The organism is Paradevosia shaoguanensis, from assembly GCF_016801025.1.
Taxonomy (GTDB): Bacteria; Pseudomonadota; Alphaproteobacteria; order Rhizobiales; family Devosiaceae; genus Paradevosia; species Paradevosia shaoguanensis.
In genome coordinates, this window is the sequence record NZ_CP068983.1 from 1,073,491 (window position 1) to 1,095,482 (window position 21,992).

Below are 21,992 nucleotides of genomic sequence, written 5' to 3' on the forward strand. Positions count from 1 at the left end.
AATGAGCTTGCGAGTTTCTGCACCCGCGTGCAGAAACTAGGAATGAAATCCCTCGGGTGTCAAGCGGGGTGTGAAGAATCATCGGGTGGTGGCGCCGGGAACCAGGCGCGGAGCGATCTTGACGTGCTCGACGGTTTCGGCGCGCGCACCGGCGAGTTTTTCGACGAGCATGGCTACGGCCTGCTCTGCCATCTCATCGAGATTCTGGTCGACCGTCGTCAGTCGATGCAGGCCGGATCGCGCCAACAGCGTGTTGTCGTAGCCGACGATACCCATGCCATCGGGCACATTGCGCCCGAACTCGAGCTTGGCGACCTCCATGGCCGCCAGGGCCATGAGGTCGTTGGCGCAGAACACCGCGTCGGGCGGCTCGGCCCGGTTCATGAACTGGCGCATCACCGCCATGGTCACGTCGCGACTATCCTCGCCGCTCGCCCGCATCAGCAGCGGCAGGCCATGGCGTGCAAGCCCATCCTGCAAGCCCCGACCGCGATCGAGCGCGCTCGACGTATCTTCGGGGCCTGAAATGTAGCCGATGCGCCGATAGCCGGCCGCAACCAGCATATCCGCCACCACGATGCCGCCTGCATAATTGTCGCCGCCGACCGAACTCACGCCCCCATCGAGCAGCTGGTGATTGACCAGCACCACCGGCCGCCCCGACGCATTGAGCGATACCGCAAGCTTGGATGTCAGCTTGGACGCCGGCAGCAGGATGCCATCGACCTGGTATGAAAGCATGCGCTCGAGCAGGTCATCCATTCGCGATGCGTCGCCGACCAGCAGCAGGATGCCGATGCCGCGCTTCTGCAGCGCCATCGACAGCCGCTCCAGCAATTCGGCGTAGAACGGGTTGGTCAGGTCAGAACAGATCACCCCCACCAGCCCGCTGCTTTGCTTGGACAGCGAGCGCGCGATGGCATTGGGCCGATAGCCCAGCATCTCGGCTGCGGCGAGCACCTTGGCCCGCGTTTCCGGCGACACGTAGGTGTTGGGGGTAAAGGTGCGCGATACCGCCGACCGGGACACTCCGGCAAGCTTTGCGACGTCTATCGATGCGGGTCCGCGCTTCTTCATGACCGGCATACCGCCAGATATCTACTTGACCGTCAACGAAAGTCGTATCTATTCTGCACCCGCGTGCAGATGGAGGATAGCGGTTGAGTACGTTGGCGCTGAGGGGCGTGAAGAAATCCTACGCCGCCGTGCAGGTTCTGCACTCGGTGGACATGGAAGTTCAGGAAGGCGAATTCGTCGTGCTGGTCGGCCCGTCGGGCTGCGGCAAGTCGACCATGCTGCGCATGATCGCCGGGCTGGAAGAGGTCACAGAGGGCGAGATTCGCATCGATGGCCGGGTGGTCAACAACGACACGCCCAAGCAGCGCAACATCGCCATGGTGTTCCAGAACTACGCGCTATACCCCCACATGACCGTGCGCCAGAACATCGGCATCAACCTCGAAATTGCCGGCGTCGGCAAACAGGAAGTGGAGCGCCGTGTCCGTGCCGCAGCCGAGTTGCTGGGCATCGAGGACTATCTCGATCGCCGCCCCGCTCAGCTTTCCGGCGGCCAGCGCCAGCGCGTGGCCATGGGTCGCGCCATCGTCCGCGATCCGGCGGTTTTTCTGTTTGACGAACCGCTGAGCAATCTGGACGCCAAGCTGCGCGTCCAGATGCGCTCGGAGATCAAGGCGCTCCAGACCAAGATGCCGCGCACCTCGATCTACGTGACGCACGACCAGACCGAGGCCATGACGCTTGCCGATCGCGTCGTCATCATGAACCAGGGCCGCATCGAGCAGATGGGCACGGCCATGGACGTCTATAGCCGCCCCGAAAACACGTTCGTTGCGAGCTTCATCGGCTCACCCGCCATGAACATCTTCGAAACGCCGATCAGCAGCGTCGACGGCGCCCCCGCCTTCGAGCTCGGCGGCGCCCGATTGCCCCTGCCCCCTGGCATCCAACCCACCGAGCCAGTCCTGGTCGGGCTTCGGCCGGAACATATCGCCATCGATCCTTCCGGCAAGGCCAAGGCCGAAGTGCTCTATGTCGAACCGATGGGCGCCCAGACCCAAATAGCCGCTCGCGCAGGCACGCAGGACCTGGTCATCGTCTGCCCCGGCACCACGATCGTCAAAACCGGCGAAACCTTGGGGCTCACGATCGCACCGGACAATATTCACGTCTTCTCGAAGGCCACCGGCCAGCGCCTCTAGCACTCCTTACGAACGGATCGTCTCCATGACCCGCATCATCGGCCACCGCGGCGCGCGCAATCTGTGGCCTGAAAACAGCCTGACCGGTTTCCGGAATCTCCTCGAATTGCCGGTGGAAGGCGTCGAGTTCGACATCCATCTCACCAAGGCCGGCGAACTGCTCGTGATCCACGACCCCACCCTCGACCGCACTACCGAAGGCTCCGGTCCGGTCGAGAACCTGGCGGCCGAAGCACGCCGCAGCCTGCGCCTCAAAGACAGCCAGGACGGCATTCCCGACCTCGATTCCGTGCTGGCCCTCTTCGCCGACAGCGACATGGAGCTGCACATCGAACTCAAGGATTCCGCCGAAGGCCGCCCCTATCCCGGCCTCGCGGCTAGGGTGCTAGAAGCAGTCGGGCGCCACGGCCTGCAAGACCGCTCGATCCTGACCAGCTTCACCCCCGACGTGCTCGCCGAAATCCGTCGGCTTTCGCCGACCACCCAAACACTCAACTCGTTTCACACCCCCACCGCCGAAGCCGAAGGCCTCGAACCCGCCCTCCACACGCGCAACGCGGTCGCCGACCTCATCGCCGTCGAAAAGAGCCTGCTGGACAAGCATTGGGCGTCCATCGTCGCACTCGTACCGCTCGACCGCCTGGGCGTCTGGGTGCCCAATACCGAGGCCGACCTGCGCTACTGGCTCAACCGTGGCCTGCGCCAGATCACCACCGACGACCCGGTGCTCGCCCTCGCCACGCGCAATTCCCCGGCGGCCTGATGCGCGATCTCATCATCTTCGATTGCGATGGCGTCCTCATCGACAGCGAACCGCTGGCCAGCCGCACGTTGGCCGAAGCACTGCAGGCCGCCGGCATCGCGATCACCCCAGAAGAATCGCACCGCGTCTTCACCGGCAAGTCCGAACCCGACATCCGCCGCCTCTGCACCGAACACTACGGCCTCGAGAACGTCGACGCCGTCTTCGCCGGCTGGCACGACGTGCTTCATGCCGCCTTCGAGCGCGAACTCCAGCCCATGCCCGGCATGTTCGAAATCGTCTCGCGACTTCAAACGGCCAAGTGCGTAGCCTCCAACAGCCGCCTCGTCCGCCTGCGCGCCAGCCTTGGTCGCACGCCGCTCTGGGATCTTTTCGCCCCGCACGTCTACAGCGCAGAAATGGTCGCGCGCCCCAAGCCGGCACCCGACCTGCTGCTCCACTGCGCCTCCAGCCTGGGCATCTTCCCACACGACTGCGCCATGATCGACGACAGCCCCCACGGCATCGCCTCGGCTCAGGCCGCGGGCATGCTCGCAATAGGCTTCGTCGACCCCAATGACCCGCGCCCGAACCGAAGCGAGTGTCTCAAGGAAGCCGGGGCAAGCTTGGTCGCCACCGGATCAGCGGAACTGGCGACGATCCTCAAAGCCGGCTAGGCCCCTCGCACTCTCGCACGAAGAAATTGCCGCGTTTCCGGCTTGCCATGCAGCCCGAACCACGGGAAATCTCGTCGACCTGAAAGCTGGAGCGCTTCCGTGACCGTTCGCCTATCCCCCGTCGCCCTTCCCGATTTCGGCCCGCTCGGCGTGCAGCCGGAAGTGCCCAGCGCTGTCTTCGCGGCTCGTGCCGACGAGGCCCTGCGGCGCGCCGGTACCGATTGGCTCGCCGTCTATGCCGACCGCGAGCATTTCGGCAATATTGCCTTCCTCTCCGGCTTCGAACCGCGCTTCGAAGAGGCCTTGCTGCTGCTCGGCCCCGACGGCCGCCGGCTGCTGCTGACGGGCAATGAATCCGAGAGCTACGCCCCGCTCGCGCGCCTGCCCGGACTCGAGGTCCTCCTGATGCAGGGCTTCAGCCTCATGGGCCAGGACCGTAGCCGCTATCCGCGCCTCGGCGAGCGGCTGAAAGATGCCGGCATCGGCAAGGGCCAGAGCATCGGCGTCGTCGGCTGGAAGTATATGACGCCTGAAGTTGGCGAGACCGAACCCGGCTATTTCGTGCCGGATTTCCTCATCGAAGCGCTCGCAAGCGTGGCCGGCGGGCGTGACCTGCTCAGCGAAGCCACTTCCCACCTCCTGCATCCGGCCAACGGCCTGCGCACCATTCTCGATGTCGACCAGATTGCTGCCTTCGAGTGGATCGCCGCCAAGGTTTCCAGCCAGCTCTGGCCGGTCGTCGCCGGCGCCCGACCGGGCGAAACCGAGTTCGAGGCGCTCTCGCGCCTGCCCTATGAAGGCGATCCGCTCAACGTCCACACCATGTTCGCCTCGGCCAGCGCCGGCGAAAACGTCATCGGCCTCCGCAGCCCCACAGCTCGCAAGCTCAGGCAGGGCGATGGCGTCACCACTGCCCTCGGCCTGTGGGGCGCGCTTTCCTCGCGGGCGGGCCTGCTCGATACCGAGAATGCCGAGTTCCTGGAGGTCGCGACCCACTATTTCAACGGCCTCTGCACCTGGTACGAAACCGTGGGCCTCGGCGTTCCGGGCGGAACAGTCGATGCGGCGGTCAAGGAAACCCTTGCCAAAGGCAAGCTTCGTCCCGCACTCAATCCCGGCCATCTCGGCGGCCACGAAGAGTGGCACCACACCCCGATCCGCCCTGGCTCGACCGAGCAACTTGCCAGCGGCATGCTGCTACAGGTCGATGTCATCCCCACCCCGCTGCGCGCCGGCTGGTCCCTCAATTGCGAGGACACGGTGGTGCTGGCCGACGCCGCGCTGCGGGCGGAGATTGCGCAACGCCATCCTCAGGCCTGGGCTCGCATCGAAGCGCGGCGGAAGTTCATGGCGGAAAAGATCGGCATGCCGCTCAAAGCGGAAATCCTGCCTTTGTCCTCGACGCCCCTCTACCTTGCGCCGTTCTGGCTCCGCGCAGATCACGTGCTGACGCGCGCGTAATATGGAAGCGGGCGCCTTGGCGCCCGCTCTCCCTACATATTGACGTAAACCGGCCCCTCTCCGCCCTGTGGCGGTTGCCAGTCGATGTTCTGGTTGGGGTCCTTGATATCGCACGTCTTGCAGTGCACGCAGTTCTGCGCATTGATCACGAACCGCGCCTCATCGCCCGTGCCCATCCATTCATAGACGCCGGCCGGACAATAGCGGGTCGAGGGGCCCGCGAATTCGGCAAGTTCGGATTGCTTCTGCAAAGCCGCATCGGCGAGCTTGAGATGCACGGGCTGGTCTTCGGCGTGATTGGTGTTGGAGAGATAGACCGAGGAGAGGCGGTCGAAGCTCACCACGCCATCAGGCGTCGGGTAGGCGATGCGCTCATGCCTTGCGGCCGGCTCGAGGCTGGCATGGTCAGGCTTGCCGTGCCGGAGCGTGCCGAAGGGCGACCAGCCGCCAAAGAGCGTCGTCAGCCACATATCCGCGCCCGCCATGGCGATGCCGGCATAGGTGCCGAAACGCGACCAGAGCGGCTTGACGTTACGCACTAGCCGCAGGTCCTGCCCGATGGGCCCCTGTCGCCACCCCGCCTCATAGGCATCGAGCGTATCGCGGCTGCGGCCGGCGCCGATGGCGGCGGCGACAGCGTTGGCGGCCTCGATGCCCGAGAGCACCGCATTATGCGAGCCCTTTATGCGCGGCACGTTGACGAAGCCGGCGGCACAGCCAACCAGCGCGCCACCGGGGAACACGAGCTTGGGCACCGATTGCCAACCGCCCTCGGTGATAGCGCGCGCGCCGTAGGCAATGCGCCGCCCACCCTCGAAAACCGGCTTGATGGCCTTGTGCGTCTTGAAGCGCTGGAACTCTTCGAACGGGGAGAGATAGGGGTTGGCGTAGTTGAGGTGAACAACGAAGCCGACCGCCATAAGGTTGTTGTCGAGGTGATAGAGGAACGAGCCGCCGCCCGTGCGCCCATCCAGCGGCCAGCCAAAGCTGTGCTGCACGAGGCCGGGCCGATGACGCTCGGGCGCCACTTCCCAAAGCTCCTTGATGCCGATGCCGAATTTGGGCACGTCGCGCCCCGCATCGAGCCCGAAGCGACGGATGGCGCGCTTGGAGAGCGAGCCGCGCGCGCCCTCGGCCAGCAACACGTATTTGCCCAGCAGTTTCATGCCCGGCGTGTAGTCGGGCCCGTGCGAGCCGTCCTTGTGCACGCCCATGTCGCCGAGAATGACGCCTTCGACAGCACCGTTCTCGTCATGGGAGAGGTCGGCGGCAGCGAAGCCGCAATAGATCTCGACGCCGAGCGCTTCGGCCTTGGCGGCAAGCCAGGCGCAGACCTCGCCCAGCGAGACGATGAAATTGCCGTCATTGTGCATCAGCGGCGGCATGAGCTTCATCAGCCAGGCCGGCAGCGTGAAGCCGGACTCTTTGCCGAGGATCATGAAGCGATCCTCGCTCACCGGCGTGCGGAAGGGCGTGCCTTCCTCCTGGCGCCAATCGGGCAGCAGTGCGTCGATGCCGATGGGGTCGACCACCGCACCCGAAAGCACATGTGCGCCGACCTGCGCGCCCTTTTCGAGCACCACGACCGATAGTTCGGGCGCTACCTGCTTGAGCCGAATCGCGGCGGCGAGCCCTGCGGGCCCGGCGCCGACGATCACCACGTCGAATTCCATGCTCTCGCGTTCGGGCATGGCGGCAGTCTCGTCCGACATCAGCCGGCAGCCTTCTCGGATGCGGCCGGCAATGCGGCGGTGAGCTCGGGCAATATCTCGAAGAGATCACCGACCAGGCCGTAATCGGCGACCTGGAAGATCGGCGCATCGCCGTCCTTGTTGATGGCCACAATGCAGCGAGCGTCCTTCATGCCGGCAATGTGCTGGATAGCCCCGGAAATGCCGATGGCGACATAGAGGTCCGGCGCCACGATCTTGCCGGTCTGGCCGACCTGCCAGTCATTGGGCGCGTAGCCGGCATCGACCGCGGCGCGCGAAGCGCCAACGGCCGCGCCAAGCCTATCGGCCAGCGGCAGGATGACTTCCGAGAACTTTTCCGCCGAACCGAGCGCACGGCCGCCCGAAACTACGACCCGCGCTGCTGTCAGCTCCGGCCGGGCGCTTTCGGAGACCTGGCTGCCCACATGGCGCGAAATCCCCGGATCGGCGGCAGCCGCCACCGTTTCGACCGGCGCGCTGCCGCCAGCGGCCGCAGGCCGGAAAGACGCGGTACGAATGGTCAGAACGTTACGGGCCTGTCCGGTCTTGACCGTCTGGATAGCGTTGCCGGCATAGATCGGCCGCTTGAACGTATCGGGCGCGAGCACCTCGATAACCTCGGAAACCTGCGAAATATCGAGCAGCGCAGCGACACGCGGCGCGACGGTCTTGCCCACCGCCGTTGCAGGCGCGACGATTGTGTCATAGCCATCGGCCAGCACCAAAACGGTCGCAGCCAGCGGTTCGGCGAGCTGGTGGGCCAGCGAGGAATCGTCGGCCAGCAGCACCTTGCGGATACCGGCCAGCTGGCTGGCAGCCTGCGCGGCTGCGCCTGCCTCATGGCCGGCCACCAGGATATCGACGGGAGCCCCAAGCGCCAGCGCCGCGGTCAGGGCCTTGGCGGTCTGCTCGGAGAGCTTGCTGTTGCTGTGTTCGGCGAGCAGCAAAGTGGTCATGTCAAATTCCTCCCTTAGAGAACGCCGGCTTCGTCGCGCAGCTTTTCGACCAGCTCGGCAACGCTGCCCACCTTGATGCCGCCCTTGCGGCGCGGCGGTTCCTCGGTCTTGAGCACGGTGAGGCGCGCGGCAGCGTCGACACCAAGGTCGGCCAGCGGGCGATCATCGAGCCGCTTGCTCTTGGCCTTCATGATGTTGGGCAGCGTGGCGTAGCGCGGCTGATTGAGGCGCAGGTCCGTGGTGACCACGGCCGGCAGTTTGACCTCGACGGTCTGAAGCCCGCCATCGACTTCGCGCGTCACCTCGGCCTTGCCGTCGGCAACGACGAGCTTGGAGGCGAAGGTCGCGACCGGCCAGCCGACGAGGGCCGAAAGCATCTGGCCCACCTGGCCGGCATCGTCATCGATCGCCTGCTTGCCCAGGATCACCAGGCCCGGCTGCTCCTCGGCGACGAGGGCGCTCAGTATCTTGGCGACGGCCAGAGGTTCGACTGCATTATCGGTGCGCACGAGGATGCCACGGTCCGCACCCATGGCGATGGCGGTACGAATGGTTTCCTGTGCCTGCGCCGGCCCGATGGAAACGGCGATGACCTCGGTGGCGACGCCCGCCTCGCGCAACCGCAGCGCTTCCTCGACGGCGATTTCGTCAAAGGGGTTCATCGACATCTTGACGTTGGCCGTCTCGACGCCGGTGCCGTCCGACTTGACGCGCACCTTGACGTTGAAGTCGACGACCCGCTTCACCGCTACGATAATCTTCATGTTTTTCCCTTTTCTGGTTGTGGGGTCATCAGGCGCGAGAAGATCGCAATCACCGCGTTGATGAAGGTTTCGGCCTCTTCCTTGGTCGGCAGCGCCGCAACCTGGCGTGAGACTTCGCCCATCGAACCGGTCAGGACCGTGGTGAGCGCCTTGTCCTGAAGCAGCTTCTGGTTCTGGGCGTGCCAATCGAACTCGGGCGTCACGATACGCTGCCGCTCGCTGAAGTCGGCGGGCTGGTCCGAGCCATAAAAGAGCGAGACGAGATCGCGGCTATCATAGGCGCAGAGCAGGTAAGCCCTCGTGCCGGCGAGAAAGAGCTGGGAGCCATCCGTCACGCCCACTGCGCGGAAGGCGGCCACGGCCGCCCGCGTCGCGGCCGATTGCCCGCGGCTATAGGTGCTCCACAGCTCGAAGAAGATCTCGTTCTTGTTGGCGAAGTGATAATAGACCGAACCGATGCTGACATCGGCCAAAGCCGTGATGTCGGCCACGTTGGTCTGGGAGAAGCCGCGTTCCGCAAAGAGCTTGCGCGCGGCGGCCAGGATGCGCTCGCGGCGTCCATTGGTTTTCGCGTCCCCGCTCGGGGACGTTTGGTCCTTGTGCTCGGCGTCTGACATGCTTCGGTCTCCGTTCACTCGAATGGCGTTCAGAGTTACCGCAGCGGCCGGTTCGGCGTCGACCCCTCGACGCAAGGCTTTTGTCCTGCTGCCGCTCATGCCAGGAACTCCTCGAGCAGCGCCATGAACCGCTCGGGCTGCTCGTGGTGCACCCAATGGCCGACGCCTTCGAACACGGCATAACGGGCCGTCCGGAAGCAATCGGCAAGGCCTTCGGCCTGCGGATCGGCGAAGGGGCTGGCGCCGCCGCGCAGATGCAGGACAGGACAATCGATATGGCGCCAGAGCTGCCGAAGCGCGTTCAGCTCCGGGCCGAGCATGGCGGGCGCGACGAGCTTGGGATCGCGTTTCCAGAACCAGACATCGGCCTCGACGTCGTGACGCAGGCCATGGGCGAGAAAGCGATCGACCAGCTCGGCCGAGAATTTCGGATGGGCGCGGGCAAAGCGCGCCCGGGCATCGGCGACTGAGGCATAGCTGTGGTCGTTCGACGTATTGTTCCGATCCATGATCGCGCGGCGATAGCGATCATGAACCGGCCGTCGAAACAGCCTGCGCCGATGTGCGGCGCCCAGGCCGAAGCCTTCGATGACAAAGAGGCTTTTGACCTTCTCGGGGAAGGCCGCGGCAAAGCGCATGGCGATATCGGCACCCATGGAATGGGCGACGAGAGAAACCGGGCCGCCGGCATGCTGGTCGATCAGCGCGTTGAGGTCGCCGAGCATGGCCAGGATCGAATAGTCGCCATCGGGAGACCAGGCGCTGTCGCCGTGCCCCCGCAGGTCGGGCGCGACCACCCGATAACGCGCGGCAAGACCGGTTCCGACCGCGTCCCACATGCGGCCGTGATCCTTCCAGCCATGCAGCAGCACGATGGGGGGAGAACCCTGGTCCTCGCCCCATTGCGTGGCCGCCAGGGCCAGACCACTGGATTGAAAGGCGAGTGCCGTGGGGTTTCCCCCACGGCGTTCCGCCGGCAATGGCTGGCGGGCCAGGTCGGTCATTGGTGCGCCCGCTCCATTTCCAGCACGCGGTTCTGGCCCTTGATGAGCCCGAGCGAGGAAATGTAGTAGAGCGTGGCCGTAACGAGACCGCCACAGGCCACCGCGATCAGAGCGTAGCGCAGGGCGACGCCGCCGAAAGCAGGCTTCATGGCATCGCTGATGAGGCCGGTCGCCTGGGCACCGAGGCCATAGCCGAGCAGGCTGATCATCATCACGAGGACAGCGACCGCCAGGGCACGCATGCGCGAGCCGACGAGGGTCTGTACCTGACTGTAGAGCGGGCCGGTAAAGGTCGAGGTGAAGCCGAAGCCGATGGCGAGCAGCAGCACCGAGAGGAAGATGTTATCGACCAGCACGCTGCCGATATAGAACGGCACCGTCATGAACTGGGCGATGGCCAGCAGCCAGATCGGCCAGCGGCGATCCTTACGGACCAGCTTGTCGGCGAGGAAGCCGGCGCCGACGCCACCGATGACGCCGAAGATCAGCTGTCCGAAGCCGAGGAGCGAGCCCACCTGTGCGATCGGGATTTCGAGAACGCGCACGTAATAGGTCGGCACCCAGCTTGCCACGCCCGAGCCCACGAAATTGGTGAGCGCACCGGCGAACATCAGCACGACCAGCGCCGGCTGGGTGAGGATGAACTTGATCACCTTGCCCAGCGAAGGCGCATTGGCCGCAACCGCCCCAGAGACACCGGTGCGGATCGGCTCACGCACGACGAAGAAGAAGATGATCGCGACGATGAAGCCCGGCAGGCCAGCCAGCAGCATGGCCGTGCGCCAGCCGTGGTTCTGGACGACATAACCGCCCACCGCGAGAGCCAGGAAGCCCCCGAGCGAAGCGGAGATGTAGAAGATCGAGATGGCCGAGGCCCGGCGCTCGGGCGGGAAGTAATCGGCGATGAGCGAGGTCGAAACGGGCGTGCCCGCAGCTTCCGAGGCGCCGATGCCGGCGCGGGTAAGCATGAGGTGCACGAAATTGCCCGAGAGACCCCCGAGCATGGTCATGCCGCTCCAGATGGCCGCGCAGACCGAGAGCAGGTTCTTGCGGTTGGTCCGGTCGGCGAAATAGCCGATCGGGATCGTGAACACGGCGTTGGAAAGCGCATAGATCGTGCCCGCGATCAGGCCGAGTTGCGAGTCGCTGAGCGCGAAGTCCTTCTGGATGGGCGCCATGATCGTCGAAATGATCGAACGGTCGATGGAGTGGCCAGTATAGGTCAGCATCAGCATGAACAACACGAAGTAGGCATAGCCCATCGTGAACTGTTGGGTGTAAGCCGCTTTCTCGGGAGTCCCCTCCCCCGCGGTCATCACCATTGGTCCGGCCATCCATTCCTCCTCAGGTTGGCTCTGGTTCAGCTTCTTTGTTCTTGTTGTTATTGGGCCGGATCAGCAGGGCGCTGAGCAGGCCATAGGCGGCAACGCTGGCCGACACTGCGAAGGCGGCGTTGTAAGAAAGGAACTGGGCGAGGAGGCCTGCGAGCACAGGGCCCGCGACCATGCCGGTATCGCTGGCGAACTGGGTCACGGCCATCACCGTGCCGCCCCGTCCGCCAGTGACGTCACCGGCCAGCGCATTGGCCGACGTGGCCGAGAGCGAGGCGCCCGCCGCGAAGAAGCCGAAACAGGCGAGGAACGACCACAGCGCCGGCAGGAAAAGCACGAGCAGGAACCCGGTGCAGATCGAGAGCTGGCTGAGCGCGAGCGGGATCTTGCGACCCAGTCGGTCGGTAAAGAACCCCGCGATCGGCGTGAACGCCACCTGCACGGCAGCGCCGAAGGCGAGCCCGATGCCTACCCAGGCCGGATTTTCCTGCAGAACGGTGATGAGGAAGAGCGGCAGCACGGAAACGCGCACGCCATAAACGCCCCAGCCGGTGGCAAAATTGGCCGCCAGCGCCGCGCGATAGCTGGCCGAGCGGAGCGCATCCTTGACCCGCATGGGCGCCGTCTGTGCCGCAACCTTCTTGCCGCTCTTGTCGAGACGCGGCAGCGCCAGCGTCGCGATGATGGCGGAGGTCCCGACTCCCGCCGCGTAGGCGAAGAAGGCCACTCGCGGGGAAAAGCCGCTGAGCAGCGCGCCCAGCACCGGACCCGAGGTCGCCCCGAGATAGAAAGCGCCCATGTAGATGCCGACCGCACGCCCGCGGTGGGATGCCGGCGTCACGCGCAGCAGCAGCGCCATGGCGGCAACGGTGTAGCAGGCCGAGCCGATGCCGCCGATGCCGCGGAAGAGCAGCAATTGCCAGCCCGTCATCGACAGGCCCGCCAGCACGCTGGTGATGGTGAGAAAGACGAGGCCGCCGATGAGGATGCTGCGCTCGCCGAACCGCTCGACGAACTTGCCGCTCGGAATATTGGAGAGCATGCGGCCGAGCGAGAAGGCGGCAACGATGCCGCCGATCATGGTACTGCCGATACCAAGCTCCAGCCCGAAGGACGGCAGGGTCGGCGCCTGAATGCCGAAGCCCACGGCATTGGCGAAGTTGATGGCGCTCAGGACCTGGATCTCGCGCCCCAGCCAGGGCTTCTGGCCCGGGTCGCCGGTCGGCGCTGTCGCTGCTGTTTCTTCGTTGCGAAGCATGGCGCCAACTCGCCGTCGGTCGCGTCAGCGACCGACGAACTTGCCCTTCCGCTTCTCGGAGAAAGCCGAAACGGCCTCGGCATGGTCGACGCTGACCATGGTCGCGGCCTCGTAGAGGAGGCCGGTTTCGAGCACGGCGTCGGCGGCGTTCTGTAGCAGCCTGTTGAGCGTCTTCTTGGTGCCCTGCACCGCCAGCGGCGGCAGGTCGGCGAGGCGGCGGGCGATGCCCTGCGTCTCCTCGGCAAGCTTGTCCGCCGGCACGGCGCGATGGGCAAGCCCGATCCGCGCCGCCTCGATGCCCGGCACGCGGTCGCCCGTCAGCAGGTAGTACTTGGCCGAGGTCAGCGAGATATTGAGCGGCCAGACCACCGCCCCACCATCGCCGGCAACGAGCCCGATGGCGACATGGGTATCGGCCAGCACCGCATCCTCGGCGACGATCACGATATCGGCGAGCAGCGCGATCGTGGCGCCCAGGCCCATGGCGTAGCCCTGGACGGCGCAGACGATGGGCTGCGGCACATTGATGAAGGCCTGCACCAGCTCGGACGGATGCCGCGCGAAATTGGCGACGGTCTTGCCGGGCGAGGTCGTTTCGGGATCGGGCACGAAGCCCTTGTCCTTGATGTCGCCGCCCACGCAGAAGGCGCGGCCCTCGCCGCGCAGCAGGATCGAGCGCACCGCGCTGTCGCCTGCCGCCTGGTGCAGCAGCGCCGTCAGCGCGTCGTGCATGTCCCCGCCCACGGCATTGAGCCGATCGGGACGGTTGAGCGTTATGGTGAGCACGCCGTCGGCGAGCGCCCCGTGCACGGTCGAGAAGCGATCATAGCCGCTCATTTGCTTTCCCCTCCATTGCCGGAAATGCGCGCCACCATCCTGGCGCGAGCCTCGGCGCGCCCTGGCGCAACGACGGCCAGCGCCTGCAGCGCAGCTTCAGCTTCAAGTTGTTCGGCCAATTGGCCGCGATAGGCCTGATTGAGCAGGCGCTTGGTCAGCCCCACGGCGAGGCCTGGCTTTTCGGCAAGCTCGGCCGCGATGGCGAGTGCGCGCGACAGCAGTTCGAGCGGCTCGGTCACTTCGCTGACGAGCCCCATGCGCAGGGCTTCCTCAGCCCCCAGCCGGCGACCGGTCGCCAGCCATTCGAAGGCGCGGGCATAGCCGAGCAGCCGCACGGCATAGAACGAGCCGCCATTGTCCGGCACGAGGCCGATATCGACGAAGGCCGGCACGAACTTCGCGGTGCTCGAAGCAAGTCGGATATCGCCGGCCAAAGCCAGCGCTAGCCCCGCTCCCGCCGCCGCCCCGTTGATGGCGGTGATGACGGGCTTATCGAGTGCGCTCAGCGCCAGCACGTTGGGGTTGAACGTATGCCGCAGCGTCGAATTGCCGGGGCTTGCCGTCCGCGTGGCGCGCAGGTCGGCGCCGGCGCAGAAAGCCTTGCCTGCTCCTGTAATCACCACCGCGCGCACGGCGCTATCGCCTGCCTCGTGCAGCGCATCGGCAAAGTCATGGTGCAGGCTTTCGTCGAACGCGTTGAGGCTGTCGGGACGGTTGAGCGTCACCAGCAATGTCGCATCGCGTCTTTCGGTGAGGACGGCCCGGCTCATAGCGCTGCCTCCACGCCGAGAATGGCCGTTACCTGGCTCGAGAATTGTCCGCCATTGCCGTGGCAGAGCGCGATCTCCGCATCCGCCACCTGGCGGGCGTCGGCCTCGCCGCGCAATTGCCGCACCGCCTCGATGGCGGTGAAGATGCCGTACATGCCCGGATGGCAATAGGAGAGCCCACCGCCATTGGTATTGACCGGCAGCGTCCCGCCCGGGGCGATCCTGCCCCCGCCGACGAAAGCCCCGCCCTCGCCCTTGGCGCAGAAGCCCAGGTCTTCGAGGAACATCACGGTGTTGATGGTGAAGGCGTCGTAGAGCTGGACGACGTCGATATCGCCCGCGCCAAGCCCAGCCATCGCATAGGCCCGGGCCGAGGACTCGGTCGCGGCCGTTACGGTCAGGTCCGGCATCTGCGAAATCTGGCGATGCCAATGCGCTTCCCCGGCCCCCAGCAGGTAAGCCGGTTTTGCCGCCAGGTCGCGGGCGCGGTCGGCGCGGGTCATCACCAGCGCGCCACCACCATCGGTGACGAGGCAGCAATCGCGCACCGTCAAAGGCGAGGAGACCATCGGGCTCGCCAGCACGTCTTCGTGGGTCAGCGCCGGCTTGTCGTGGCTGAACGCCACCGGGTTGAGCCGCGCCCAGTCGCGCGCGGCAATCGCGACATCGGCGAGCTGTTCGCGCGTCGTGCCGTATTGGTGCATGTGCCGGGCCGTCGCCAGGGCATAGCCGGTTACCGGATCGCGCGGGCGGTAGGGCGCCTGGTAGGCCGGATACTCAGGCAGGCTCGGCGGCGGATCCTTGCGCTGCCGATCGGCGCGCGGCGTGCTGCCATAGGCGATGAGCGCCACTTCGCACTGCCCTGCCTCCAGCGCCATGGCGGCGTGGTAGACGTGGGAGAGGAAGGAACTGCCCCCGATATTGGTGCCGCCGCTGATGCGGGGGCGGATACCCATATATTCGCCAAAACTCAGGTTCGGCATGAAGCCGCCGGCAATGGCATAGACGGCGTCGACGTCCCTGGTCGTCAGCCCCGCCTCGGCCAGCGCCCGCACCGAGGCCTGCGCGGCGAGATCGATGGGGTAACGATCCGGGCCGACATCGCCGAGGTCGGATTCGGCGACGCCGACAATGGCCGTTGCGCCTCGCAGCTGCTTGCGGCTCATGACGCGCTCCCCAGACGATCGAAGACGATGCGAGCCGGTGCTGCCTCCCTGGCCTCGACGGCGCGGGCGCGAACCCGGTCGCCGATGGCCGGAGCTTCGCCCGCGCTCTCGACATTGCTCATCACGCGAAAGCCCTCATCGAGATCGACGAGCGCCACGATGTAGCTGGCCTCGCCCTCCCCGATGGTGCTGAGCGAATAGATCGCCCCCTCGCCGGCACTGGTGCGCCAGGCGAGCCTGGTGCCCCCGCAATGCGGGCAGACGACACGCGGATAGAAGAAGGGCTGGTTGCAGTCTTCGCATTGCATGTAGCGCAGCTCGCCTGCAGCGAGCCCGTCGCGGAAATTGCGGTAGGGCGCCAATTCGGTGAACATCACGCCGTCTCCGCATAGAGGGCTGTTGCGGCGCCGGTCAGCACGACCTGCCGCGTGCCATCGGGAGCGCAGCGCTCGACCGAGAGCGTGCATTCGACCAGCACGCCGTCCTCGCCGGCCGTGACATTCGTCACGACACCCGAGCAGGCGAGCCGGTCGCCCGGCCAGACCTGGGCGACATAGCGCACCGAATACTTCCGCAGCCGACCGAGGCCGAGCCAGTCGGCGACATAGCCGCCGAGAATGCCCGCCGTGAGCAGGCCGTGGCCGAAGACGCTCGGATAGCCGGCGGAACGGGCGAAGGGCTCGTCGTGATGGATGGGGTTGAAGTCGCCGCCGGCACCGGCATAGCGCACGATGTCGGTGCGGGTGAGCGGGCCGACTTCATAGTCGGGTCCCTTCTGGCCGAGGACCGGCACGGGTGAAACCATCATGGCGCCTTGGCCTCCAGCGGGGGCATTTCGATCACGGTCGAGCGCATGCGCTGCACCAGTTCGCCGCTTGCGTCGAAATAGCTGACCTCGCGGGTGATAAGCGTCATCTGCCCGCGCTTGCCCTGCTTGGTCTCGACGTCGACCACGCGGCTGCGCACGGTCAGTTCGTCACCCGCGACCAACGGCCGGAAGAACTCCCACTCGGCACCGCCCGCGAGGATGCGCTTCATGTCGAGCTTGGCGCTGAAGCCAGGATCGGATGGCACGAAATGGGCCGAAGCGACCACGAAGGTCGGCGGCGCCGGCACGTCGCGGAAGCCCGCCTGCCGTGCCGCCTCGGGATCGGTGAAGATCGGGCGATCCGAGAAGGTCGCGCGGGCGAACTCGGCGACCTTGCCGCGTTCGACGGGCATGTGGCCTTCCGGCGATTCATGGCCGATGAGCGACGCGTCAGCCATTGGTGCCACGCTCCAGGACGATGAGGGCATCGGCGGCGACCGCCTTGCCGTTGTCGACGCGGATCGGGTTGACGTCGATTTCGGAGATTTCCGGATGATCGATGGCAAGCGCGGCGATGCCGAGCACGATATCGGCCACGCGCTCGCGCTCTTCCGCCGTCAACCCGCGACGCCCATTGGTCAGGCGGCCGCCGCACAGGCTATCGATCGCCGCAATGGCTTCGGCGCGTCCGAAGGGCGGACGCAGCAGCACCGTTTCGGCAATGATCTCGATGAGCACGCCGCCCAGGCCCAGCGCCACGATGGGTCCGAACACAGGATCGCGCCGCATGCCGCAGACCAGTTCCATGCGCGCCGGCACCATTTCCTGCACCAGCACGCCTTCGAGCCCTGCTTCCGGCGCCAGCCGGGCGATATCGGCAAGCATCTCGCCGTACTCGCGGCGGATGGCTTCATCACCCGCCAGCCCGACACGAATGGCGCCTTTGTCCGATTTGTGCGGAATGGCGTAGGACATGCCCTTGATGACGACCTTGCCGCCGATTTCCGCCGCGGCGCGTGCCGCCCCGTCGGCGTCGGTCACCAGCGTTTCGCGGGTCACCGGCACGCCGTATTCGGCAAAGATCTGCTTGCCCTGGTGCTCCATCAGCGCCGCCTCGGCGGCCGGCACCTTGGCCAGGAGGTCGGCAACCCGGCGCGCCCGAGCAGGATCGCTGGCATATGCCGTCTCAGCCCTCGCCGCCTGTTGCGACGAAAAATCGGACATGGCGCGCAATGCCCGAGCGAGACGCCGCGCATCGGTGAAGTGTGGCACGCCCGCAGCGGCGAGCTGGGCGCTCGGCACGGTCATCAGCACACCCAGCGGCTTGTCCGAGGCGTTGTACTGGGCCGTGATCATGTCGAGGTAGGGCGGGGCCGCCCAGGACACGGCCGCAACCATGTCGAAGGAGGGCGAACCCAGCATGCGGCCGAAAATCTCGGCGCTGGCATTGGGGTGCGGCGAGGGCTGTGCCGTCACGTCGACCGGATTGTTGAGGCTGCCGAAGAACGGGGTCGGCAGGAATTCGTAGAAGGCCTGCTTCTCGTCTTCGCCGAGCGGGGGAAGCGACAGGCCCGCCTGCGCGGATTCATCGGCGAGGAGCACGCCCGTGCCGCCGGAAGCCGTCAGAACGCCGACCCGGTCGCCCTTGGCGCGCCGTCCGCCCTGGAAGATCATCGCCAGGTCGATCATGTGTTCCATGGATTCGGCCACGAAGACGCCGTGCTGGCGGCAGACGGCATCGAAGACCTCGGCCGAACCCACGACCGAAGCCGTGTGGCTCATGGCGGCCTTGGCCGCCACGTCCGAACGTCCGGCCTTGAGGATGATGAGCGGCTTGTCGAGCGCCTGCGCCCGCTTTGCCGTCTCGATGAAGATCTCGGGATCGCGCAGCGTCTCGCAGAAGGCGAGGAGCACGCCCACATCGGGCTGCTCGACGAGATAACGGAGCGTGCCCGCCACGTTGAGATCGACCTCGTTGCCGGTGCTCACATACCAGCCCAGGCCGATGCCGGCCTCGAGCGACTTGGTGGTGATGAACGAGCCCAGGCCACCGCTCTGCGACACCAGCGCCACCGCACCCATCTTGGGCATCGGCTCCTGCGGCGACAGGGCGAAATTGGCCATCACCCCGCCGTGGTTGTTCATGTAGCCGATGCAATTGGGGCCGATGGCGCGCACGCCGGTGCGGTCGAGCACCTCGCGCAGCCGGGCCTGCATGGCCTTGCCCTCGTCGCCCGCCTCGGCAAAGCCGGAGCTGAGGATCACCACGCCACCGATGCCGGCAGCCGCCACTTCCTCGATGGCGCCGATCACATGGGCGGCGCTCAGGGCGATCACCGCCATGTCGATGGGCTGGCCCACCTCGCCGACGCGTTTATAGGCGCGATGCCCCTGGATTTCGGCATCCTTCGGATTGACCGGGTAGAGCGGCCCCTTGAAGGCGCGGGCCAGGTTGGCGAAGACGCGCCCGCCGATGCCGGTCATGTTGTTGGATGCACCGATCATGGCGATCGAGCGCGGCGAGAGCAGCCGCGCGACGTTGTCGCGCGCGCCCTGCGTTTCGGCGACGGCCAGATTGCTGGTGATGGTCATGGTCTTTCCCCTCCCCTGGGTCTTTCCGTGACGCGCCTAGCGCACGAGCATCGAGCCGCCGTCGACCGAGAGCACCTGGCCGGTGACGTAGGACGAGAGCTCGGAGGCGAGGAACACGTAGCTCTTGGCGACTTCCTCGGGTTCGGCGGTGCGGCGCAGCGGATGCATCTTGGCCTGCACGGCGCGGATGTCGGCGAATTTGGGGTCTTCCATCACGGTCTTGGTCATCTCGGTGGCCGAGGCCGGCGCGACGGCGTTGACGAGGATGTTGTGCTTGCCCAGTTCGCGCGCCGCGGTGCGCGTCATGCCGAGCACGGCGCTCTTGGCGGCCGAGTAGTTGATCTGCCCGATCGAGCCGTTCTGGGCGGTCGAGGACGAGGTGAAGATGATGCGTCCCCACTTGCGCTCGATCATGTCGCCGACCACGGCCTGCAGCCAATAGAAGCCGCCATGGACGTGCACGCCCCAGATCTTGTGCCACTGCTCGTCGGTCATCTTGTGGAGCATGGCCGGAGCGGTGTTGCCGGCATTGTTGACGAGGATGTCGATAGGCCCGAGGCCCTCGCGGACCTTGGCTGCGGCCTCGTCCACCTGCTGGCGCACGCTCACGTCGCAGGGCACGAACATCGCCTTCCAGCCCTTGGAGCGGAATTCCTCGACCGTAGCGTTGCCGATCTCGGCGTTCATCTCGGCCACGGCCACGGCGGCGCCCTCTGCCGCGAAGGCTGCCGCGACGGCCTTGCCAATGCCCTGGCCGGCTCCGGTGATCACGGCAACCCTGTCTTTGAGCAACATCTTTGGTCCTTCAGTCTCTAATTGGGTGCAGGAGGCCCCACCCGGCGCCTCTGAGGCGCCGGCCAAGCGGGTGTGTCAGGTGTCGGTGGCTATTCGCGCGGCATGTCGAGCATGCGGGCCAGAATGTTCTTCTGGATCTGCGAGGAACCGCCATAGACGCTGGTCGGGCGCGTGGTGAAGTAATCGCTGAGCCATTCGCTCTCGCGTCCGGTCAGCGCATCGGCGCCGGCCACATCGAGCCCGAGCTGGGCCATGCCCTGAGCGGCGCGCGACCACAGCAGCTTGCCCACCGAGCCCTCCGGCCCCGGATCGCGGCCCGAAACGCGCATCGAAAGCTGGCGCGCCACGTTGGCGGTGAGGACGCGGGTGTCGACATAGGCCTGAGCCAGCCGCCGCCGAATGGCGACGTCCTCGGCTAGGCCGCGTTCGTTGATCTCGCGCTTGAGAGCTTCGAGCTGGTGGCCAAGATTGGCGATGAAGCCGACATCGGCCGCGCCGCGCTCGAAAGACACCGTGGTCATGGCGAGCCGCCAGCCATCGCCTTCCGCCCCGATCCGGTTCTCGGCCGGAACGCGGACATCGTCGAGGAACACCTCGGCGGTCTCGGGTGAGCCGCTATGGAGATAGATCGGGCGCGCGGTAACGCCCGGGCTGTCCATCGGCATGAGCAGGCACGAGATGCCCTTGTGCTTGGGCACTTCAGTATTGGTGCGCACCAGCAGCAGGCACCAATCGGCATAGATGGCGCCGCTAGTCCACATCTTCTGGCCGTTGACGACGTAATGATCGCCATCCAGCACGGCGCGGGTGCGCAGCGAGGCAAGGTCTGAGCCCGCGCTCGGCTCGCTGAAGCCCTGGCACCATTGCACGTCGCCATTGAGCAGGGTCGGCAGGAACCGCAGCTTCTGCTCGTGGGTGCCGTAGGTGAAGATGGCGCGGCCCAGATAGTTGATCATCCCCGGCAGCGGCGGGGCGCTGGCGCGGCCGACTTCCTCGTTGAGGATTGCCTCATAGGTCGGGGATTGCCCGCGCCCGCCATATTCGACCGGCCAGGTCAGCGCCAGGTAGCCGGCGTCGTAGAGCATGCGCTGCCATTGCTTGCGCATGGCCTTGTAGCGAGGGATGTCGTCTTCCGGAATGTCCTTCCAGCCCTCGATCGTGTTGTTGGCCAGCCAGCCACGCAGGCTCTGGCGGAACGCGGCCTCTTCGGGCGTATCGCGGTAATCCATGTCAGTGCCCTCCCAGCAAGGCGTCGGCAATGGCGTCGCGCTGCACGTCCGCGCCACCGAAGACCAGCGCATCGGTCTGTGCCCGGCGCGCGTAGATATGTGCGATGTGTTCCCAGGTCTGGCCGATGCCGCCATAGACCTGCATCACCGTCTCGGAGACCGGCCGGGCAATGCCCGACAGGAAGGCCTTGGCCTCGCGCGCTGCCAGGAGCGCCGCATCGGGATCGAGTTCGTCGACCGCCCAGGCCGCATAGGACACGATGTCCCGCCCGCCCTCGATATCGACCAGCATTTCGGCGCAGAGATGCTGCACCGCCTGGAACGAGCCGATCCTGACCCCGTACTGCACGCGCTCCTTGGTGTAGGCGAGCACACCGGCATAAGCGCCGTTAAGCACGCCGACGAGATCGGCACTCACCGTCACCAGCGCCAGCGCCAGCCATTTGCGCATATCGGCGTCCGAGAGAGGCGAGCCCACCGGCTCGGCACTCACGGCGCCACTGCGCTTCATCATGCCGCGGGTAAGGTCTGCCGCTTCCACCGCCTCGAAGCCGCTATCGAGCTTGACCAGCGCGAGCTGCCCCTCGCCCTTCGAGCGATCGAGCCCGACGGCAAGCTCGGCGCCCTCTGCGTCCCATACGACGCTCTCGGCGTCGGCGACGTCAGCCAGGGCCGAGAGATCGCGCTTGAGCAGCAGGCCGCAACGCTTCGTGCCTTCTGACAGCTCCTGGATCAGCGCCTCGTCGGCACCGGCCAGCGCCAGCAGCTCGACCGCCAGCACACCCGAGGCCGAAAACGGCGCCGGCACCAGCGCGCCGCCCAAGGCCTGCGCCGCCAGCGACACCTCGACGCCCGACGCGAGGGGCTTGCCCTCGATGCGCATGCGCAGCGCCAGCAGGCCATTCTCGGCCAGTTGCCGATAGGCATTCGCGCGATCGACGGTCTTGAGACCGGCAGTGTTCACGACAGCCAGATCGCGCGCCAGGCGATTGGCGGTCTCCTCGAACATCTGCTGTTCCGGGTTGAGCAACGCTAGCAAGTATCTTCCTCCTCG

At 66.2% G+C, this 21,992-nt stretch carries 22 protein-coding genes; 4 read left to right on the plus strand and 18 right to left on the minus strand.

Annotation, left to right across the window (positions count from 1 at the left end):
• Nucleotides 1–78: 78 nt before the first annotated feature.
• Nucleotides 79–1,077 carry a LacI family DNA-binding transcriptional regulator gene (locus tag JNE37_RS04915; protein ID WP_203065504.1) on the minus strand — a complete coding sequence of 333 codons (999 nt, stop codon included), beginning with the start codon at nt 1,075–1,077 and terminating at the stop codon, nt 79–81.
• Between the two features lie 83 nt (nt 1,078–1,160).
• On the opposite strand from JNE37_RS04915, the gene JNE37_RS04920 reads away from it, so the two are divergent.
• The 4 genes from JNE37_RS04920 (at nt 1,161) to JNE37_RS04935 (ending at nt 5,099) form a co-directional block, all read left to right on the plus strand.
• Nucleotides 1,161–2,219 (plus strand): ABC transporter ATP-binding protein, encoded by a 1,059-nt coding sequence (locus JNE37_RS04920; RefSeq protein ID WP_203065505.1) that lies wholly within the window; start codon nt 1,161–1,163, stop codon nt 2,217–2,219.
• Between the two features lie 25 nt (nt 2,220–2,244).
• A complete protein-coding gene (locus JNE37_RS04925; protein ID WP_203065506.1) occupies nt 2,245–2,982 on the plus strand; it encodes a glycerophosphodiester phosphodiesterase family protein in 738 nt (245 codons plus the stop codon).
• Nucleotides 2,982–3,638: an HAD family hydrolase gene (locus JNE37_RS04930; protein WP_203065507.1), complete on the plus strand. Its 657-nt coding sequence runs from the start codon at nt 2,982–2,984 to the stop codon at nt 3,636–3,638. The genes JNE37_RS04925 and JNE37_RS04930 overlap by 1 nt, the downstream gene beginning before the upstream one ends.
• 99 nt (nt 3,639–3,737) lie before the next feature.
• Nucleotides 3,738–5,099: a M24 family metallopeptidase gene (locus JNE37_RS04935; RefSeq protein ID WP_203065508.1), complete on the plus strand. Its 1,362-nt coding sequence runs from the start codon at nt 3,738–3,740 to the stop codon at nt 5,097–5,099.
• Between the two features lie 32 nt (nt 5,100–5,131).
• Here the strand turns inward: JNE37_RS04935 and JNE37_RS04940 are convergent, their stop codons facing one another.
• The 17 genes from JNE37_RS04940 to JNE37_RS05020 form a co-directional block, all read right to left on the minus strand.
• Nucleotides 5,132–6,811: an electron transfer flavoprotein-ubiquinone oxidoreductase gene (locus JNE37_RS04940; protein ID WP_246513525.1), complete on the minus strand. Its 1,680-nt coding sequence runs from the start codon at nt 6,809–6,811 to the stop codon at nt 5,132–5,134.
• Nucleotides 6,811–7,767 carry an electron transfer flavoprotein subunit alpha/FixB family protein gene (locus tag JNE37_RS04945; protein WP_203065509.1) on the minus strand — a complete coding sequence of 319 codons (957 nt, stop codon included), beginning with the start codon at nt 7,765–7,767 and terminating at the stop codon, nt 6,811–6,813. Before JNE37_RS04945 ends, JNE37_RS04940 begins: the two co-directional genes overlap by 1 nt.
• Nucleotides 7,768–7,781: 14 nt before the next feature.
• On the minus strand, nt 7,782–8,531 hold the full coding sequence (locus JNE37_RS04950) for an electron transfer flavoprotein subunit beta/FixA family protein (protein ID WP_203065510.1): 750 nt from the start codon (nt 8,529–8,531) through the stop codon (nt 7,782–7,784).
• On the minus strand, nt 8,528–9,148 hold the full coding sequence (locus JNE37_RS04955) for a TetR/AcrR family transcriptional regulator (protein WP_052152525.1): 621 nt from the start codon (nt 9,146–9,148) through the stop codon (nt 8,528–8,530). The genes JNE37_RS04950 and JNE37_RS04955 overlap by 4 nt, the downstream gene beginning before the upstream one ends.
• Nucleotides 9,149–9,243: 95 nt before the next feature.
• A complete protein-coding gene (locus tag JNE37_RS04960; RefSeq protein ID WP_203065511.1) occupies nt 9,244–10,152 on the minus strand; it encodes an alpha/beta fold hydrolase in 909 nt (302 codons plus the stop codon).
• A complete protein-coding gene (locus JNE37_RS04965; RefSeq protein WP_203065512.1) occupies nt 10,149–11,486 on the minus strand; it encodes a spinster family MFS transporter in 1,338 nt (445 codons plus the stop codon). Before JNE37_RS04965 ends, JNE37_RS04960 begins: the two co-directional genes overlap by 4 nt.
• A 10-nt stretch (nt 11,487–11,496) precedes the next feature.
• A complete protein-coding gene (locus tag JNE37_RS04970) occupies nt 11,497–12,741 on the minus strand; it encodes an MFS transporter (RefSeq protein WP_203065513.1) in 1,245 nt (414 codons plus the stop codon).
• Nucleotides 12,742–12,765: 24 nt separating this feature from the next.
• Complete coding sequence (locus JNE37_RS04975; RefSeq protein ID WP_203065514.1) at nt 12,766–13,578, minus strand: enoyl-CoA hydratase/isomerase family protein; 813 nt, start codon at nt 13,576–13,578, stop codon at nt 12,766–12,768.
• On the minus strand, nt 13,575–14,348 hold the full coding sequence (locus JNE37_RS04980) for an enoyl-CoA hydratase/isomerase family protein (RefSeq protein ID WP_203065515.1): 774 nt from the start codon (nt 14,346–14,348) through the stop codon (nt 13,575–13,577). The genes JNE37_RS04975 and JNE37_RS04980 overlap by 4 nt, the downstream gene beginning before the upstream one ends.
• On the minus strand, nt 14,345–15,514 hold the full coding sequence (locus tag JNE37_RS04985) for an acetyl-CoA acetyltransferase (RefSeq protein ID WP_203065516.1): 1,170 nt from the start codon (nt 15,512–15,514) through the stop codon (nt 14,345–14,347). Before JNE37_RS04985 ends, JNE37_RS04980 begins: the two co-directional genes overlap by 4 nt.
• A complete protein-coding gene (locus JNE37_RS04990; protein ID WP_203065517.1) occupies nt 15,511–15,888 on the minus strand; it encodes a Zn-ribbon domain-containing OB-fold protein in 378 nt (125 codons plus the stop codon). The genes JNE37_RS04985 and JNE37_RS04990 overlap by 4 nt, the downstream gene beginning before the upstream one ends.
• Entirely contained in the window at nt 15,888–16,322 is a 435-nt protein-coding gene (locus JNE37_RS04995) for a MaoC/PaaZ C-terminal domain-containing protein (RefSeq protein ID WP_203065518.1), read from the minus strand. The genes JNE37_RS04990 and JNE37_RS04995 overlap by 1 nt, the downstream gene beginning before the upstream one ends.
• The gene (locus tag JNE37_RS05000; RefSeq protein WP_203065519.1) at nt 16,319–16,780 is read right to left on the minus strand and encodes an FAS1-like dehydratase domain-containing protein; all 462 of its coding nucleotides are present in this window, start codon (nt 16,778–16,780) and stop codon (nt 16,319–16,321) included. Before JNE37_RS05000 ends, JNE37_RS04995 begins: the two co-directional genes overlap by 4 nt.
• Complete coding sequence (locus tag JNE37_RS05005) at nt 16,773–18,914, minus strand: acetate--CoA ligase family protein (protein ID WP_203065520.1); 2,142 nt, start codon at nt 18,912–18,914, stop codon at nt 16,773–16,775. The genes JNE37_RS05000 and JNE37_RS05005 overlap by 8 nt, the downstream gene beginning before the upstream one ends.
• Before the next feature lie 36 nt (nt 18,915–18,950).
• Complete coding sequence (locus tag JNE37_RS05010; protein WP_035037418.1) at nt 18,951–19,709, minus strand: SDR family NAD(P)-dependent oxidoreductase; 759 nt, start codon at nt 19,707–19,709, stop codon at nt 18,951–18,953.
• Between the two features lie 89 nt (nt 19,710–19,798).
• On the minus strand, nt 19,799–20,938 hold the full coding sequence (locus JNE37_RS05015) for an acyl-CoA dehydrogenase family protein (RefSeq protein ID WP_203065521.1): 1,140 nt from the start codon (nt 20,936–20,938) through the stop codon (nt 19,799–19,801).
• Nucleotide 20,939: 1 nt separating this feature from the next.
• A complete protein-coding gene (locus JNE37_RS05020; RefSeq protein ID WP_203065522.1) occupies nt 20,940–21,977 on the minus strand; it encodes an acyl-CoA dehydrogenase family protein in 1,038 nt (345 codons plus the stop codon).
• Nucleotides 21,978–21,992: the final 15 nt, after the last annotated feature.

Coding starts and splice junctions, on each gene's coding strand:
- JNE37_RS04985 (WP_203065516.1), bottom strand. CDS start 15,514: ATGAGCCGCAAGCAGCTGCGAGGCGCAACGGCCATTGTCGGCGTCGCC.
- JNE37_RS04930 (WP_203065507.1), top strand. CDS start 2,982: ATGCGCGATCTCATCATCTTCGATTGCGATGGCGTCCTCATCGACAGC.
- JNE37_RS04945 (WP_203065509.1), bottom strand. CDS start 7,767: ATGACCACTTTGCTGCTCGCCGAACACAGCAACAGCAAGCTCTCCGAG.
- JNE37_RS05005 (WP_203065520.1), bottom strand. CDS start 18,914: ATGACCATCACCAGCAATCTGGCCGTCGCCGAAACGCAGGGCGCGCGC.
- JNE37_RS05000 (WP_203065519.1), bottom strand. CDS start 16,780: ATGGCTGACGCGTCGCTCATCGGCCATGAATCGCCGGAAGGCCACATG.
- JNE37_RS04915 (WP_203065504.1), bottom strand. CDS start 1,077: ATGAAGAAGCGCGGACCCGCATCGATAGACGTCGCAAAGCTTGCCGGA.
- JNE37_RS05010 (WP_035037418.1), bottom strand. CDS start 19,709: ATGTTGCTCAAAGACAGGGTTGCCGTGATCACCGGAGCCGGCCAGGGC.
- JNE37_RS04950 (WP_203065510.1), bottom strand. CDS start 8,531: ATGAAGATTATCGTAGCGGTGAAGCGGGTCGTCGACTTCAACGTCAAG.
- JNE37_RS04970 (WP_203065513.1), bottom strand. CDS start 12,741: ATGCTTCGCAACGAAGAAACAGCAGCGACAGCGCCGACCGGCGACCCG.
- JNE37_RS04990 (WP_203065517.1), bottom strand. CDS start 15,888: ATGTTCACCGAATTGGCGCCCTACCGCAATTTCCGCGACGGGCTCGCT.
- JNE37_RS04975 (WP_203065514.1), bottom strand. CDS start 13,578: ATGAGCGGCTATGATCGCTTCTCGACCGTGCACGGGGCGCTCGCCGAC.
- JNE37_RS04960 (WP_203065511.1), bottom strand. CDS start 10,152: ATGACCGACCTGGCCCGCCAGCCATTGCCGGCGGAACGCCGTGGGGGA.
- JNE37_RS04980 (WP_203065515.1), bottom strand. CDS start 14,348: ATGAGCCGGGCCGTCCTCACCGAAAGACGCGATGCGACATTGCTGGTG.
- JNE37_RS04925 (WP_203065506.1), top strand. CDS start 2,245: ATGACCCGCATCATCGGCCACCGCGGCGCGCGCAATCTGTGGCCTGAA.
- JNE37_RS04940 (WP_246513525.1), bottom strand. CDS start 6,811: ATGTCGGACGAGACTGCCGCCATGCCCGAACGCGAGAGCATGGAATTC.
- JNE37_RS04955 (WP_052152525.1), bottom strand. CDS start 9,148: ATGTCAGACGCCGAGCACAAGGACCAAACGTCCCCGAGCGGGGACGCG.
- JNE37_RS04965 (WP_203065512.1), bottom strand. CDS start 11,486: ATGGCCGGACCAATGGTGATGACCGCGGGGGAGGGGACTCCCGAGAAA.
- JNE37_RS04995 (WP_203065518.1), bottom strand. CDS start 16,322: ATGATGGTTTCACCCGTGCCGGTCCTCGGCCAGAAGGGACCCGACTAT.
- JNE37_RS05015 (WP_203065521.1), bottom strand. CDS start 20,938: ATGGATTACCGCGATACGCCCGAAGAGGCCGCGTTCCGCCAGAGCCTG.